The sequence below is a fragment of the Fodinibius roseus genome (assembly GCF_900129315.1).
Taxonomy (GTDB): Bacteria; Bacteroidota; Rhodothermia; order Balneolales; family Balneolaceae; genus Fodinibius; species Fodinibius roseus.
This window is the reverse complement of sequence record NZ_FQUS01000012.1, coordinates 26,203-42,841: the sequence shown is the minus strand read 5'-3', so window position 1 is coordinate 42,841 and position 16,639 is coordinate 26,203. Positions and strand designations below refer to the sequence as shown.

General features: G+C 45.0%; 9 protein-coding genes. All 9 read left to right on the top strand.

What is annotated here, in order from left to right:
- The first annotated feature begins 114 nt into the window (after positions 1-114).
- Complete coding sequence (locus BUB16_RS11960) at positions 115-1,194, top strand: FecR family protein (protein WP_073064383.1); 1,080 nt, start codon at positions 115-117, stop codon at positions 1,192-1,194.
- A gap of 49 nt (positions 1,195-1,243) precedes the next feature.
- A complete protein-coding gene (locus BUB16_RS11955) occupies positions 1,244-4,675 on the top strand; it encodes a SusC/RagA family TonB-linked outer membrane protein (protein WP_170864374.1) in 3,432 nt (1,143 codons plus the stop codon).
- Positions 4,676-4,696: 21 nt separating this feature from the next.
- Positions 4,697-6,496 carry a RagB/SusD family nutrient uptake outer membrane protein gene (locus BUB16_RS11950; protein WP_084088238.1) on the top strand — a complete coding sequence of 600 codons (1,800 nt, stop codon included), beginning with the start codon at positions 4,697-4,699 and terminating at the stop codon, positions 6,494-6,496.
- Positions 6,497-6,735: 239 nt separating this feature from the next.
- Positions 6,736-7,554: a sialate O-acetylesterase gene (locus BUB16_RS11945; protein WP_084088237.1), complete on the top strand. Its 819-nt coding sequence runs from the start codon at positions 6,736-6,738 to the stop codon at positions 7,552-7,554.
- 121 nt (positions 7,555-7,675) lie between these two features.
- On the top strand, positions 7,676-8,266 hold the full coding sequence (locus BUB16_RS11940) for an RNA polymerase sigma factor (protein ID WP_073064380.1): 591 nt from the start codon (positions 7,676-7,678) through the stop codon (positions 8,264-8,266).
- A 351-nt stretch (positions 8,267-8,617) separates the two neighbouring features.
- Positions 8,618-9,706, top strand: a complete 1,089-nt coding sequence (locus tag BUB16_RS11935) for a FecR family protein (RefSeq protein ID WP_073064377.1) — start codon at positions 8,618-8,620, stop codon at positions 9,704-9,706.
- 106 nt (positions 9,707-9,812) lie between these two features.
- On the top strand, positions 9,813-13,262 hold the full coding sequence (locus BUB16_RS11930) for a SusC/RagA family TonB-linked outer membrane protein (RefSeq protein WP_073064374.1): 3,450 nt from the start codon (positions 9,813-9,815) through the stop codon (positions 13,260-13,262).
- Positions 13,263-13,291: 29 nt separating this feature from the next.
- A complete protein-coding gene (locus BUB16_RS11925) occupies positions 13,292-14,824 on the top strand; it encodes a SusD/RagB family nutrient-binding outer membrane lipoprotein (protein ID WP_139240293.1) in 1,533 nt (510 codons plus the stop codon).
- 292 nt (positions 14,825-15,116) lie between these two features.
- Positions 15,117-16,562: a DUF4832 domain-containing protein gene (locus BUB16_RS11915; RefSeq protein ID WP_170864373.1), complete on the top strand. Its 1,446-nt coding sequence runs from the start codon at positions 15,117-15,119 to the stop codon at positions 16,560-16,562.
- Positions 16,563-16,639 lie beyond the last annotated feature (77 nt).

Genomic DNA, 16,639 nt, shown 5'->3' with positions numbered 1-16,639 from the left:
TTGGAAAATATTGTTGATTTTAGAAAAAAAGAATTTTAGATGAGTAGATTTTAGGTATGGCTTCCTTTATAAATATGGAATAGAAAATTAACCAGATAAATAAAGCTACCAACAGTGTCAGAAGAGGAACAGATATTATTAGATCTATTAGATGATCCTTCCTTTAATCGCTGGATTAATGGAGAAGCTGGTAGAACAGAGCAAAAAAGGTGGGAAAACTGGCAGGAGGAGTCCCCTCTGCATGCAAGGGTCAGGAAAAAAGCCGATATGCTTTATAACTTGCCGATGGAAGAAAGCCGGGGTAGTGACCTTCAGCAAGAGTTAAAGCAACTCCAGGAACGTATTGATGAGCGTAATAACATATTTCAACTACCTGACAAAACCAGGCAAAGTAGTACCGGATACCGCTGGGCAGTCGCAGCCAGTATCGCACTTCTTATAGCAATGGTTGCAGCTATCACACTCTTTACTCAGCAGCAACCGAAAAAGGCTAACTCAGAGCCGCTGTATTCAAATGTTGAAGTAGGGTATGGTGAAAAAGCGAATTTAAAGATCAGTGACGGCTCAAGAATTCGGCTGAACGCTAATTCCACCTTGCGATATAGCCCTGAACAGTTCAATCGAGCTCTCGTGGAAGTCTGGTTAGAGGGGGAAGCTCATTTTTCGATTACCAGAAACCCGGATGGGAAGAATCGAAATTTTATTGTCCATACTCCTGATGGTGATATACATATACTCGGAACTCGCTTTAATGTAAATACTCGTTTTGACCGAACGGGGGTCGTACTGGAAGAAGGGAGTTTAGAAATACTGTTCAAAGACCCTGCAAAAGGGAAACCGGAAAATTTCAAGCTCAAGCCGGGACAACGGGCCCAGTTTTCTTCAAGTCAGTCTGACATTCAGCTGCAGGAGGTGGATACCCTGCTTTATACCGCCTGGCTTGACGGAAAGCTTGAATTTAGAGAGACTCCTCTTAGCGACTTGATCAAAAATATTGAGCAAACCTACGGAGTATCCGTGGAGGTTCAGGATTCGACATTGTCAAAAAAGAAAATTTCGGGATCACTCCGAAATCCGGACTTGCAAACCTTGCTGGAAGGGGTAGAAGCTGTGCTGAATGTAACGATAGTGGAGCAAAAGGATAATTTATTCTTGATAGCCAGAAAGCAAAATATCAATAAGGGAAAAATATGATATGGATCGATACAGATTGATGCTTAATCAACATATAGGGAATACAGATATGCAAAAGAGAATAGGAGGAATAATAGGGGTGCTTTTTTGCCTGTGTTTTGGTAGTGTAGACTCGCTGCACGCTCAAACAGTGGAGAAGAGAATGGCTCAGGCTGAATTAATACATAATGAGCATTTGGACAATGTACCCGATTCCGGGATACAACTGTCTAAAGCCCTGGAGCGATTAGAGGAAGAATATGATATCTCCTTTATGTATAAAACCGGATTGTTTTCATTCGACAATAAGTTACTGTCAAAAATATTAGTGCCTGTTGAACATCTTGAGCATGATAACCTGACACTTGTTCTGAAAAAAATACTGGAGCCATACAACCTTACCTATTCTCGTATAAATAACCGGACGTTCGCTATTTCATTTGACCTTACCAGATACGCCACCAAGAAAGAACAAAAGGCACAGGAACAGATTCAAGGGGTAGTCACGGATGCCGAGTCCGGAGAAACCCTGCCCGGCGTCAATGTCATTGTAAAGGGAACGACCACCGGTACCTCTTCCGGCAGCGACGGGACGTATAAGCTGACCCTGGAGTCGCTGCGGGATACGCTGGTGTTTTCTTTTGTGGGTTATCAGACTCGGGAAGTGCCGATTGACGGGAGGACGGAGATTGATGTGGCCCTGCAACCACAGGCGATTGCGGGAGATGAGTTAGTGGTGATCGGATACGGAACCGCACAAAGAAAAGATGTCACCGGTTCGATCGGGAGTGTGAATATTTCTGAACGGGCCCAGGTAGAGTCTATCACCAACCTGGAGCAGTTTTTTCAGGGAACGGTGCCGGGACTTAATGCCGGGCTTGCAACGGGACCGAGGGGGTCGACAAGTCTTGAGGTGAGGGGACGAAATTCTATTCAGGCCGGCAACGACCCGCTTATTGTGCTTGACGGGGCTCCTTATTACGGAAACTTATCGGCGATTAATCCCAATGACATTCAGTCGATCGATGTACTGAAGGATGCCAGTGCGGCAGCTGTATATGGAGCCAGCGCAGCTGCGGGCGTTATTGAGATAACAACGAAACAGGGGGGAGATGCAGAACCGTCAATAACGTTTAACAGCAGTGTTGGCTTTACAGAGAATGGTTCCAACCAGCGTCCCTACGGTCCCGAAGAATATTTGCAGCAGCGAAGTGATGTGGCAACGAGGCAGAATCCCGGCCAGCCGGACCATTATTATTCCGACCCCAGGGATCTTCCTGCTGATTTGACGCTTGAGGAATGGAAAGCCATGGATTCGGCTACGTCAGGGAGTCCTGAGGAGATCTGGCTGGGACGGATAGGGCTGGCCAGTAATGAGATTGAAAATTTTATGAATGGCAAGACGATTGACTGGTATGACCAGGTCTATCAAAAAGGGGTTAGAACCAACCAAAACTTAAGCTTGTCGGGCCGGGAAGGGGGACTAAATTATTACTGGTCGCTCGGATACACCGATAACAACGGTACTGTTACCGGGAGTCGATTCAAGACGGTTCGAACCCGCTTGAATGTTGAAACAGAAGTGGCTGATTTTATCAGGGTAGGTATTAAAAGCCAGTATCAAAACAGAGAAGAGGGATATCTGAGTGCATCTGCCGATCAGGTAACTTATCAAAGTCCATTTGGGGATAAATATGAGGAAGACGGGTCACTGCGTTGGGCGCCTAACAATGATCGTGTTGCAGCCACGAATCCCTTTCTGTATACCACCGAAAGCGGAAGAGAATCGATGGATAACATTAATTTGATTATTGGTAATATCCACGCTGAATTAATTGATTTGCCTTTTGGTCTCGGGTATAAAGTACGGTGGAACAATATGTGGGGAATGGTGAGAGATTATATCTTCAACCCGTCAACAGTACCGATGGGGCTGCCCGGGGGTAACTCAAACAGGCGTGAAAGTACAACCTATGATTGGACCCTGGATAATATATTGACATGGAATCGAACGATACAAGAGAATCACGAGTTTGATTTTACTTTTCTTTTCAATGCTGAAGCCCATGATGACTGGACTTCGAGATTAGCGAATGAAAGCTTTGAGCCCAATGAAAACTTAGGATTCAGCGGCATCGAATCCGGAGAAAACCCGACGGTTAACAATAATGACACCCGGTCTACGGGAACGGCATTGATGGGGCGATTAAATTACCGATTAATGGACCGCTATTTGCTTACGGTGTCTTATCGGAGGGATGGATATTCAGCTTTTGGTGAAAGCAATCCCTACGCCTATTTCCCTGCTGCCGCCGTTGGATGGAGACTATCTGAGGAACCTTTTTTCAATGCTGACTTTATCAATAACTTAAAGCTGCGACTCTCATGGGGGATAAACGGCAACAGATCCATTGGCACGTATTCTGCTTTACAAAGATACAGCACGGCCGACTATATTTATGGAACCTCGACGGTAAAAGGGGTTTATGCCAATAATCTTGCCAATGCCGACTTAAAATGGGAAGAAACCAGAAACACGAATATTGGCGTTGATTTCGGATTATTTTCCGATCGATTATCCGGTTCTATAAATGCCTATCAGATGTCGACCAAAAACTTACTGCTTCAAAGATCATTGCCAAGCATTACGGGGTATGAAAATATATGGGCTAATCTTGGCGAGGTCGGCAACAAAGGTCTGGAAATGAGTTTGGAATCCAGAAATATACAGAAAGAAAATTTTGTATGGCAGTCCACCTTCACTTTTTCCATGAATCGCAATGAAATCAAACATCTCTATGGAACCATGGAGGATATTGTAGATGAAGAGGGGAATGTTATTGGTCAAAAAGAAGCAGATGATCGTCAAAATGGTTGGTTCATCGGTCATGCACTGGATCAAATATATGATTATAAAGTGTTGGGAGTGTGGCAGACGGATGAAGCAGAGGAAGCCGCGGAATACGGTATGCAACCGGGCGATTTGAAGCTGTTGGATGTGAATGAAGATGGCGTTCTTTCACCGGTGGAAGACAAGGTATTCCAGGGTTATACCAAACCTCGCTATCGGCTTAGCCTGGGTAATACCTTTAGCTACAAAAACTTCGATTTGTCAACCATGTTTATCTCACATCTCGATTACTACGGGGCCGCGAATATACATAAACATACCGATTGGAGATATGGAAGAGCTAATAATTATGATGTCCCTTATTGGACACCGGAAAATCCCACAAATGAATGGGCGCGGTTAGACTCCAGAGGAGAAAACCCGAATTTTACTTACTGGGAAAACCGTTCCTTTATCCGGCTGCAAAATGCGTCACTGGCCTATAATTTCCCCACGTCTCTGCTGCAAAAAGTTAATATCAAAAGCCTGCAAGCCTATGTTAATGTACGAAATGCCTATGTAACGCCGCTTGCCGGCTGGGATTTTTGGGATCCGGAAACCAGAGATCAAGCTCCCAGAATATATTCGCTCGGTATTAATCTCACTTTCTAAAACATTAAAGCTTCAATTATTATGAACTATTCGTACTTGAAGGATATTAAAGTCGGTTTGGTGCTTGCTATTCTTGTCGCAATAGGTACCAGCTCCTGTGGTGATACCTTTTTGGAACCTGATCCGAAATCGTTTTTAACTCCCCAGAACACGTTGATCGACCGGTCCGGATTTGAAGCAGTACTATTAGCTAACCGAAGGGCACTGGGGACAGAGTTTTATGGCTTTCATGCCGGGATACTTTCAGAATATTATTTTACGGATATTGCGGTAAATGCTGCCGGGCCGAGTGTACACCCTCATAATATGGAGCGGCAAATTACTCCCACCGGCGATGGTTCCGCAAAAATAATAGAATACTGGGATCGAGGCTTTGACGCCGTGAATTATGCCAATATTGTTATCTCTAATATTGACAAAGACAGGGTAAACTGGCAAAGCGACGAAGAAAGAAATACTGTATTAGCAGAGGCATACTTTCATCGATCCTACTGGTATTATCGATTGGTTCATCAGTTTGGAGATGTACCGCTTGTGTTGGAAGAAGTACAGGAGCCAAGACTTGATTTCAATACCTTTACGCGTGAATCAATCCTGACACAAATAAAAAATGACATGGAGTTTGCGGTTCAGTGGCTTCCCCGGGATGTGGAGCCCGGCAGGGAGAACCGCGCGGCGGGATATCATCTGCTTACCAAAATTTATCTTTCCCTGAGGGAATTCCAGAATGCAGAGGAAGCGGCCACTCAGGTAATTGACAATGGCAGCCATGCCTTGATGACCGACAGGTTTGGTAACGGTCCCTATGCGGATAATCCCGACTTCAACGTTTTGTGGGATCTGCATCAAAAAGAGAATATAAGTAGCAGCGGTAACACTGAAATGATACTGGCTTCTCAAGACCAGATAGATACGGAGGGAAACAGGGGATCGGGTAACCAGATGGGGACGCAAATGATCCGGAATACCCTTCCTGTTTGGTGGTGGGGACGCGTGAGAGATCCCAACGGCGCTCCGGGCGCAACGGATGGTCCCGCGGGCAATCCGCTTTCTGACTCATTGGGAAGGGGATCGGGTTTCTGTGCTACCGTTCCGTATTATAACTACACCATCTGGCAGGATTCCAATGATTTGCGGCATAGTGAGGTGAACTGGTTTTCAAAAGATGATTTTTATTATAACAATCCCTCCTCCGAATACTATGGTGAACCTTTCGTAGGGGAGTTTATTCAGGATACTATACGGTCGTGGTATCCCTTTGCTTATAATAAGCTGTATGTCCGTGACGAGGTGAATGAGACCAGGAAGCAGGGGGGACATAGCGACTGGTATATCTTTCGCCTGGCGGAAACCTACCTGTTGCGGGCTGAAGCCCATTATTGGCAGGGAGAAATGGGGGATGCGGCCGGTGATATCAATGTGGTCCGTGAACGAGCCCAGGCAACTCCCGTAAATGCCGGAGAGGTTACGATCGGTTATATCTTTGATGAGCGGGCCCGTGAACTGTATATGGAGACGCCGAGGAAAACCGAACTGACCCGTGTGGCCTACATCATGGCTCAATCGGGGCGAAACGGTTATAGCATAGACAACATGTCTCAGGACAACTGGTACTATGATCGGGTTACCGGTAAAAATGTCTATTACCGGGAAGAACTGACCTATGGCGCAAATACCTATAGAATAAGACCCTACCATGTATATTGGCCCGTGCCCCAAGACGAAATTGATGCCAATGTACAGGGGAATATCAATCAGAATGAGGGGTATTCCGGGGCCGAGGATAACGTTCCTCCCCTTGATCTAAGCGACCTGGAGTAAATAAAGGAATCCCCCGAAAAATAGGAAGAGGTCATCACAAATTAATTGGATCCCTGTATGTTTTTCCAGGAGGTACGGGTTGGTTTGCCGAAGTTTTTATATCGGAGTCTTTCTGAAGAAGGGTACAACTATTATATTTTCTTGCTGCAATGACCTTTAGTGAGAGGGATTGAGCAGGTTAATTAACCGGCTTGACCAAACAGTAACTGATATATGAATTAATAAACCAAGTAAAATAGATGGCGAATATCAGGATATCCCTGCTCTTAACCGGTTTATGCCTGCTGGCGGTTTTACACATTCAGTGTGATAAAGCGCCGGATTCTGCAAAAGAAAATTCGCAGAATAAGAAAAAGCTTCATCTCTTTATTTTAGCGGGCCAGTCAAATATGGCCGGCCGTGGAGAGGTCCGGTCCCGGGACCGAAAACCACCTGAGCGAGTTTTTAAGCTAAGCCGGGAGGGCAAGTGGGTACCTGCCGTAGAACCGGTGCATTATGACAAGCCCAGGGCCGGTGTAGGTCCCGGGCGCAGTTTCGGTATGGCACTGGCTGAGGAAGATACGACGATTAAAATAGGTTTGATTCCCTGTGCCGTCGGAGGATCTTCCGTCACGACCTGGAAACCCGGCGGATTTCATGAGCAAACGCAAAGCTATCCCTATGACGATTGTATGAAGCGTAGCCGGAAGGCGATGGAAGACGGAGTACTGAAAGGCATTCTCTGGCACCAGGGAGCGTCAGACAGCAACGCCAGGCTGGCTCCCCCCTATAAGGATCGTTTGTATAACTTGGTTAGCCGGTTCAGAAACGACCTGAATGTTCCGGAACTGCCCTTTATAGCCGGACAGTTGGCGCATTTTGAGAAAAAACCCTGGGATAAATGGCGTACAATGGTGAATCAGGCGAATGCCTCCCTGGCTGACAGCCTGTCAAATACTGCTTTTGTTTCTTCCCGGGGACTGACAGACAAAGGGGACCTGGCCCATTTTGATACGCGATCATCCCGTGAACTGGGAAAACGATATGCAGAAGCATATCTCAGGATTACGAATCAGTAATAAAGCCTTCTGAAGGAAAAGCATTCTCAATTGTATTTGACATTTGAACGCAGGCCATTATTTTACTTATGGACGGTGTAAGATCCGGCGTGTCGGAAATAAAAAAGTCAATACCTTCAGGATGCTCATCCGAGATAACAACAGAAAGGCATATGGGGATACAAGTGACTTAGAGCTATGTCGTTTAACAAGGTGGGGAGATGAAGACGCCTTTTCTGAGTTGTTCCGGCGGCATTATAACGCTCTTTATCAATACGGGATGAGCTTTTACTCCAGTAAAGCATTTGTCAAAGACTGCATTCAGACGCTCTTCTTGCGATTATGGAGAAAAAAGGAATATTATTTAAGGGATATCCAGTCTCCAAGGGCCTATTTGCTGGTATCCCTGAGGAGAATAATGCTCCGGGATAAGAAGAAAAGATCGGCGAGAAAGGAGAGAAACAGGGAATATGCAAGTGATTTTTCAAAGATAAGCCATGCTGTAGAGCAAAGTATAATAGATCGGGAAATTACAGAAGAACACAAGGTACTTTTGGAAACCGCACTAAACTCATTGACGAAGAGGCAAAAAGAAGCGTTTGTACTGCGACTGCATCAGGGGTTGGACAATGAGGAAATTGCCTATGTGATGGAGATTACCAAAGGGCGGGTGGAGGATCTTATTTACCATGCCACCAAGAGCATAAAAAAAGAGATTAGCGAAAGGGCTTAAAACATTTCCCTTCTTTCTGAAATAAATTTCAAAAAAATCCAAGAGTTTTATCAGGTCGCTGTTTCTATAATAGTGAAGGGAAAGCAGTCCGGGATTATTCACGAAATAGTAACAATTAAAGAGTAAGCCATTGCTATTGATAGACCTATCGAATAGTACGTATAGCTCAAAGTTTAGTGCAGTCGCAATGGGCTGCGAAATTGAGCCGTGCACTTCGTTGAAAAAAATGACGTGCCCAAGGTACATAAGTACCTTTCTGCCACCATTTTTCGTTCGCTTCATTCACATACAAATTTCTTTGTGAATAATCCGGGCAGGGATAATGTAAACAAGTAACATAAGAGTTATATCGTGTCAGAAAATCCGAATTTAGAAGACCTGTTGACCAGCGTTTCTTTTGTACGCTGGATCCGTGATGAAGGGAATCCGACAGAAAACAGCTATTGGAATAATTGGGTTGAAAAGGACCCTCAGCACCACGAACTGGTGGAGGAGGCGAAACTCTTACTTACTACAGAGAAACATCAGCTTGATTCCGGCGATATAGAAGATGAACTGGGAAAGCTCAGGAATAAGATCAGCTGGGACAAAAAAGAGGATCGTGCTGTACTCGGTGCAAATATAAGCCCTCGCTTTTCTAAAAGATCGTGGATGGTTGCCGCCAGCATTTTGTTGGTTTTAGCTATTCTGAGTGGGGGATTCTATATGAATTACCATGAGGAAACCAGCCGACAAGAAAGTGTGGCCGAAGCGGCACCGGTTCAGGAATTTCGAACTGATTTTGGAAAAAAGAAAACCCTGCGCCTGAAGGACGGTTCGGAGATCGTACTTAATTCGAATTCCCAGTTGAGATACAATCCCAACATAAAAAGAGGAGAGGATATAGAAGTTTGGCTGCAAGGAGAGGCTTATTTTGATATAACTCATTACGGTAATGAGAACCAACGGTTTTTTACCGTCCACACTCGCGATGGAGCGGTTCAGGTGCTGGGTACTAAATTTGCCGTTAACTCATTTGGTGAAGAAACTCAGACGGTATTAAGTGAAGGAAAAGTAAAGGTTAGGGCTAAGAACGATTTACAGGGTCACAAAGTGGAGCAAATACTAAAACCGGGCGATTTGGCTCGGTTTGGCCGGTCGCGCAAGACCATAGCTCTTCAGGAAGTCAATCCGCTGGTGTATACCTCCTGGACTGATGATAAGCTGGTGTTTGAGAAGACCCCTGTGACGGAGGTGAGTACACGAATAGAAAATACTTTTGGGGTAAAAATTAAGATTACGGATGAATCTTTGCGAAGAAGAAGGTTGTCAGGTTCTATCAGAATACCCAACCTTGAGGTGTTGAAAGAAGCCCTTGCAAAGCTTCTCGATGCAGAGGTCAGACAACAAGGTCAAGTGCTGCATATTGAGCCTAAATCAGAGTCAGTCAAATTGGATTGATGATCAAAAATGCATTCTTGTTTAAAGAATTAGCAGAAAGTGATCAAAATAAGCGGTGTTGTAAAACTATAAAAAATAACATCTAAATTTCTAAATTGTGCGGATTATGAATAAGCTACGACTCTCTATCATACTGGTTATTACCTTCCTGGCTGTTCATGTAGCAAATGTTGAATTATTGGCACAAGATCAGCAGCAAAGCCAGTTATTGGTTAACAACAATAATAGTACAGATAATATACTGCAGTGGAATACGGACCAGGTTTCGCTTGCAGATCTGCTGTCACGGCTTGAGGAGAGGTTCAGCGTCACATTCTTATATGATCATCAAACGGTTACAGACAAATTTGTTAGCCGCTCTAAAGCCGGGTTGAGCGGGAATCCCGGTCCCGAGCTATCGCGTATATTACAGGAGTTGGGACTGGCATACGATGAAATCCATGAGGGTATATTTTTACTGATGCCCAGGCATCTGCCTTTGGACAAGGCGTTTTTGATGCAAATGGTTTCCGGAACGGTTACCGACGCCCAATCCGGAGAGACCCTGCCCGGCGTCAATGTCTTGGTTAAAGGAACCTCAACAGGTACTTCAACGGATAGTGACGGGTCATTTGAATTGAATGTGGAGTCGTTGCAGGATACACTTATTTTTTCCTTTGTCGGTTATCAAACCCGGGATGTCCCCATAGAAGGACGTGAAACCATTGATGTGCAAATGAGACCACAGGCGGTGGAAGGAGATGAAGTGGTAATAACAGCTTTTGGTATGGAGAGAGAGCGAAAAGCACTTGGATATTCGACACAGGAAGTCAGCGGTGATGAACTGGGCAATGTGGGAGAAACCAACTTTGTCAGTTCTCTAAAGGGAAAAGTTTCGGGAGTCAGTATATCGGAGTCCCCCACACCCGGCGGATCTACCGGAATAATCATAAGAGGGGCAAATTCGATTTCCGGCAATAATCAACCGTTGATTGTGGTGGATGGTATTCCGATCGACAACCAAAATTTGGATTCGCCAGGTCTTTTTGGAGGCATTGATTATGGAGATGGGATCGGTAATATCAATGCTGAGGATATCAAGAACATCAATATTTTAAAAGGACCTAATGCTGCCGCAATGTACGGGGCACGAGCCGCAAACGGAGCTGTTATTATAACAACGAAGTCCGGGCGCGGACAGACAAGAGGAGTTGGCCTTTCCTATTCAAGTAATATCAGTCTCCAGCAACTCAGCGTATTTCCGACATTTCAAAATAAATGGGCCGGGGGGTATGATGACAATACGAGCGCATATGGTACCACAACCTACAACGGGCAGGAATATTTGCTATATCCAAGTTGGCTGTTGGACCAGTGGGGACCGGCAATGGACGGCAGGGAGGTTATTTTACAAAAAATGCCTGAACTGGGGCCGGTTCCTTTAAGCCCTCAGCCGATTGATAACATTAAAAATTTCTTTGATACCGGAATGACATTTACCAATACACTGGCTTATTCCGGCGGATCCGAAACAACTTCCTTCCGAATATCGGCTTCCGATTTGTCTAATTCGGGAATTGTCCCCAAAAGCACATTCGACAGAAATTCTGTTAATCTGCGAATTATCGCTGATATAACAGACCGATTAAGCATTGATGGTAAAGCGAATTATATCAGACAGGAAGGCCATAATCGCCCTGAATTGGCAGCAACTTTTAGAAATCCATTTCAAAATGTCATTCTTATGCCTCGCTTCGTTGATTTAGATTGGCTTAAAGATTATAAAACGGATACAGGAGAGTATGTAAACTGGAAAAACAGTTATCCCATGAATCCATATTGGGTTATTAATGAGCTCACAAATGATGATAGTCGCAACCGAATTATTGGATTCATTTCTGCTGAATATGACTTTACAAATTGGTTAAATCTCAAAGTCAGAACAGGCACAGATACCTATACGGATGAGCGGGCCTCCCGAACTTCCGTTGGAACCCCGGGAACTCTTAACGGCGCGGTAGAAAACAATACGTTTAACGTACAGGAAAATAATTCTGATTTCATGCTGACCGCCAATGGCAACCTGACAGAAGATTTTACCGGTACGCTCTCACTGGGAGGGAACCACCTATATAGCGAAACCGAGATTACCGGCAATCGTGGAGAAAATCTAAATGTATCGGGTTTATACCATATAAGCAACGCAAGACAGGTTACTCCAAGATACTGGCTTTCACGGAAAGAGATTAATTCATTGTATACGATGGGACAAATAGTATATAAAAACTTTCTCTTTTTGGATTTAACTGCCAGAAATGATTGGTCTTCTACTTTAGGCGAGGATAATAACTCATTCTTCTACCCATCGGCCAGCCTTTCATTTGCTTTCACTGATGCTTTGGATATGGATTCGGACCTTTTAACATTCGGGAAACTACGAGCATCATATGCTGAAACGGGAGTCGATGCCGATCCCTATCTTACCAATTATGGATATAATATTTCTTCTTCCAGCTTTGGAGGACAAAATTTTGCTTCCATTCAGGGTTCCATTCCACTGACAAATTTAAAGAATGAACTCACCACTTCCTACGAATTTGGGACAGATTTGCGTTTTTTTAACAACAATCTGGGGATTGACTTCACCTATTATAATTCCTCCACAACAAACCAAATTTTACCTGTAGATATATCCTCTACCACAGGTTTTTCCCAACGTATTATCAATGCCGGAGAGATCCAAAATAAGGGGGTTGAAGTACTCATCAATGCAACCCCGATACAGTTACAGGATTTTCAATGGAATTTGAAATTAAATTTTTCCAAAAACTCTTCAGAAGTCGTCTCTCTGGCCTCCGGGGTCGACAGCCATATTCTCATTTCCAGTTTTGGTGCCAATATTGAGGCCCGCCCCGGCGAACCTTTTGGTAATATCATTGGATATGAGTATAAAAGAAATGAACAGGGACAGAAGGTCGTCACCTCAGACGGTGCTCCACAACGGGCTGATGAACAAACTATCCTCGGTAATATCCAACCCGACTGGCTGGGTGGTATCACCAACACCTTTCGTTATAAAGGGTTGTCCTTGAGTGCATTGATTGATATCCGGCAAGGGGGAGAGGTCTACTCCTATTCTAAATATGATCAAATGGCCAAAGGAACGGGGAAATTTACCGAGGATAGGGGAAATCTCGTGGTAGATGGCGTAGTGAAAAATCCTGATGGGAGCTATAGTCCGAATACCACAGAAGTTGTTTCACATAGATATTATGCACAACGGGCATGGGGGAATATAGGCGAAGAATTTGTGATTGATGGGAGTTATATAGCACTGAGAGAAGCATCTGTCAGATATTCTTTCCAACCTGCTTTTTTGTCGAACACCCCTCTCGTTGCATTTGATATTTCTCTTGTTGGAAAGAATATCTTCTACATTGACAGGGCCGATGAGTTTGAGGTGATGGGGATAACCCCCGAAAGTGCATATAGTCGTAGTGCGCCTGCTCAGGGTTATGAGGCCAGGAATATGCCCTTGCCGAGAAGTTTGGCTATTAACGTAAATCTCCAGTTTTGATCCAGGAAAATTTAACAATTCCGAATACTATGAAGCTATTAAAAAGTACCACAACAAAAATTGCTGTAAGCGGAGTATTGATTTTGTTAATGTTCAGTTCGTGTACTGAAGATTTCAATGATTTAAACACTGATCCATCCCTGGTGACCGAAGATATTGTAGATCCGGATTTACTATTAACAAATGTCTTGAAAAATTCCATTTTTTCCATACACAACGGTGGAAGAATCTCGGAGTTTGCGTATTATTATAGCAACCAGGCCTCCGGAAATATTTTCAACAATACTGATTATGATTTTAGTGGATATTATCAAGACTATTTGATAAATATTGCAGAAGTGATTCGGCTGACCGAGGAGCAACCTAATCTGGTGAATAAAAATGCGATTGCCAGGATCTGGAAGGTTTGGTTGTTTCACCGGCTTACGGATGCGTATGGTGATCTACCTTACTCAGAGGCCGTTTTAAGTGCTCAGGAATCTGTATCACAGCCCAAGTATGATACACAGCAGAGTATATATACTGATATGCTCAACGAGCTTAAGGAAGCCTCCGAGGTTTTGAGCGATGATCCGTCCCAATTAAACTATGGGGAAGCAGATATACTTTATCAAGGTGATATCGACTTATGGAGGCGATTTGCCAATTCGCTTCGATTGCGATTGGCAATGAGAGTAAGATATGTTGATGAAGATCTGGCCGGCCAGCATATTTCCGAGGTGATTGATGCCCCTTTGATTTCTGAAAGTAACCAGATTGCTTCGTTGACTACAGAAGGAGAATCTGCGGCAGATACCGAGAACAGAAATCCTCTTTATAACAGGTATCTGCCCGACTTTTATCCTATGTGGTGTACCTATACCATTACCGATAATTTACAGGAAAGAGATGATCCCCGTCTTCCTATATATTGTTTACCCGCAGCAGATGGGACTTCCGGTTATAACGGCCGCCCTATTCAGCTGTTGGGAGCAGAGCAAAAAGGGGTCTATACAGAGCAAACGACTGCAAGATTGGGAGAATTGTTCTGGGCTCCTGAATATAATATTAAAGTGATGACAGATGCTGAGGTCTCTTTTCTGAAGGCCGAAGCTTATATGACTGGTTTGGCTGCCGGAGATGCACAGGCTGCCTATCGCGAAGGAATCAGAAAGGCAATGGAGATCTATGCCATTCCGGGTAGTGATATTACGGATTACCTGGCTACCTCTGAAGGTATACTTTTCGGTACTCCGGAAGAACAGCTACAACAGATTATTGGTCAAAAATACCTGTCTCTCTATTACCAATCGCGTGAAGCCTGGGCTGAATACAGAAGAACCGGCTATCCACTAATGTGGAAGGGAGCAGAACAAGGCGATACGGGGGGACACATTCCCAGGCGTTTAACGTACCCCCAGCAGGAATATTCATTAAATAGTCAGAATGTACAGCAGGCGGCCGGGCGCCTCGAAAATGGTGATGATCTGATGAGCAGGGTATGGTGGGATGCCAAAGCGGATCTGCCATATGAACATCCGGATCAGGGAACGTTTCCACCCCCGAAAGCAAAAAATCGTTGATTCCTAAATCCATCGGAAATGGTCCCTATCCAATACACTCCATACCTGGGGAGCATAAATTAACAGGAATTGCAGGTACGGGTTTGTGCCAGGGATATTGTTGACTTAAGCGAGTATTTTTCGAATCAGCTTCCTATTTTTCTTCTTTATGAATTTTCCTATAGTAAAAAAAATGAGTATATAAATATCATACTATATATGGAGGGAATTCAAAACCTATCCAAAACTGATCTTTACACGGGGTATGTTTAATCCAAAAATTTTGTATCTGTTTCTTTGGGCATTTTTATTCATGTCGGGAAATGTACTTGCCCAGGATACAGGTACAACCGAAACAGTCGTGGTAAAACCTCAGATGACTGACAAGGTGCTCGATAATCCCGGCAAGGGTTTTATGACTTTCCAGCGGTTTAACGGAGATACAGCAAATGTTCTCAACAATTGCTGCGGTAATTTCAGGGAAGAATTCCCATTTCCGGTTAACCGGGATACGGAGATGGAACTGGTAAATGAAGATTATCCAGATACAAAGATTGCCTACTTCAGGTTTTACTGGAGATACATTGAACCTCAAAAAGGAGAATATCGATGGGAAATTATTGACAGAGCATTGAAAACGGCTCATGAAAGAGGCCAAACCCTGATGCTCTCTGTTATGCCTTATGGGTCAGAGGGAGATGAAGAAAATGATGTCCCCGACTGGTATCGGGAAATGGTTGGTGAAAAGACCGATTGGGAGTATGATAATCCTGTCAATAAATGGCTGGTAGATCCCGAAGATGCCCGGTATATAAAATATTATGGGGGACTAATCCGGGCTTTGGGAGAGCGCTACGACGGACATCCCGACCTGGAAAGTGTGGATGCCCGAATTGTGGGAGCCTGGGGTGAGGGAGGAGGAACAGAACTGCTGACCCGGCAGACGATGCAGGCGCTGATGGATGCATACCTGGAGTCATTCCGGGAAACGTCTCTGGTTACCTTGTTGCATGGAGAGGAATCAGTCCGGTATGCCAAATCACAGGCCGAAGTCGGCTGGCGGCAGGACTGCCTGGGGGATCTGGGTTTTTGGGCCGAAGACGAAGGTGACTGGACCCATATGTACGACTATTATCCCCAGACAACCATTGATTACGGAATGGAAGATGCCTGGAAGATGGCCCCGGTTACCTTTGAGATTTGTGGCACTTTCACCCGATGGAAGGAAGAGGAGGGTTACGACCTGGAGGACGTGAAATATATATTTGACCAGGCCCTGAAGTGGCATATGTCCTCGTTCAACGCCAAGTCCTCGCCGGTCCCCGAAGAGTGGCGGCCGGCGGTAAACGAGTGGCTGAAGCAGATGGGCTACCGGTTTGCCCTTCGGCGGTTTGCCTATCCGCAGCGGGTGGCCCCGGGCGGGAAGCTGTGGTTTACCTCCTGGTGGGAGAACCGGGGAGTGGCCCCGATCTACCGCAAGTATCCGCTGGCCCTGCGACTGCAGGGAGCGGGGCAGAGTACGGTGCTGCTGACCGGCGCCGACATCCGGGAATGGATGCCGGGCGACAACCTGTATGACGGGGCGGTCTTTATTCCCCGGGAGCTGCCGGAAGGCGACTATACCCTGCAAGTGGGACTGGTCGAGCCGCTGCGAGAGCTAAACGAGCCGCCCCGTCCGGCCGTGGACCTGGCTATTGATGGACGCACGCAAGAGGGCTGGTACTCGCTCGGGGAGATTACGATCAAAGATGAAGAATGAATGGTAAAAGCTTAGTTGGGAATACGTTTGATTTAGAGACCTGTTAAGTCCTGTGAAACAAATTACCGAATGATAAC

Bases quoted from the DNA above. Each gene is read 5' to 3' on its own strand.
- BUB16_RS11930 (WP_073064374.1), top strand. From the start codon at position 9,813: ATGAATAAGCTACGACTCTCTATCATACTGGTTATTACCTTCCTGGCT.
- BUB16_RS11955 (WP_170864374.1), top strand. From the start codon at position 1,244: ATGCAAAAGAGAATAGGAGGAATAATAGGGGTGCTTTTTTGCCTGTGT.
- BUB16_RS11950 (WP_084088238.1), top strand. From the start codon at position 4,697: ATGAACTATTCGTACTTGAAGGATATTAAAGTCGGTTTGGTGCTTGCT.
- BUB16_RS11915 (WP_170864373.1), top strand. From the start codon at position 15,117: ATGTCGGGAAATGTACTTGCCCAGGATACAGGTACAACCGAAACAGTC.
- BUB16_RS11945 (WP_084088237.1), top strand. From the start codon at position 6,736: ATGGCGAATATCAGGATATCCCTGCTCTTAACCGGTTTATGCCTGCTG.
- BUB16_RS11925 (WP_139240293.1), top strand. From the start codon at position 13,292: ATGAAGCTATTAAAAAGTACCACAACAAAAATTGCTGTAAGCGGAGTA.
- BUB16_RS11940 (WP_073064380.1), top strand. From the start codon at position 7,676: ATGCTCATCCGAGATAACAACAGAAAGGCATATGGGGATACAAGTGAC.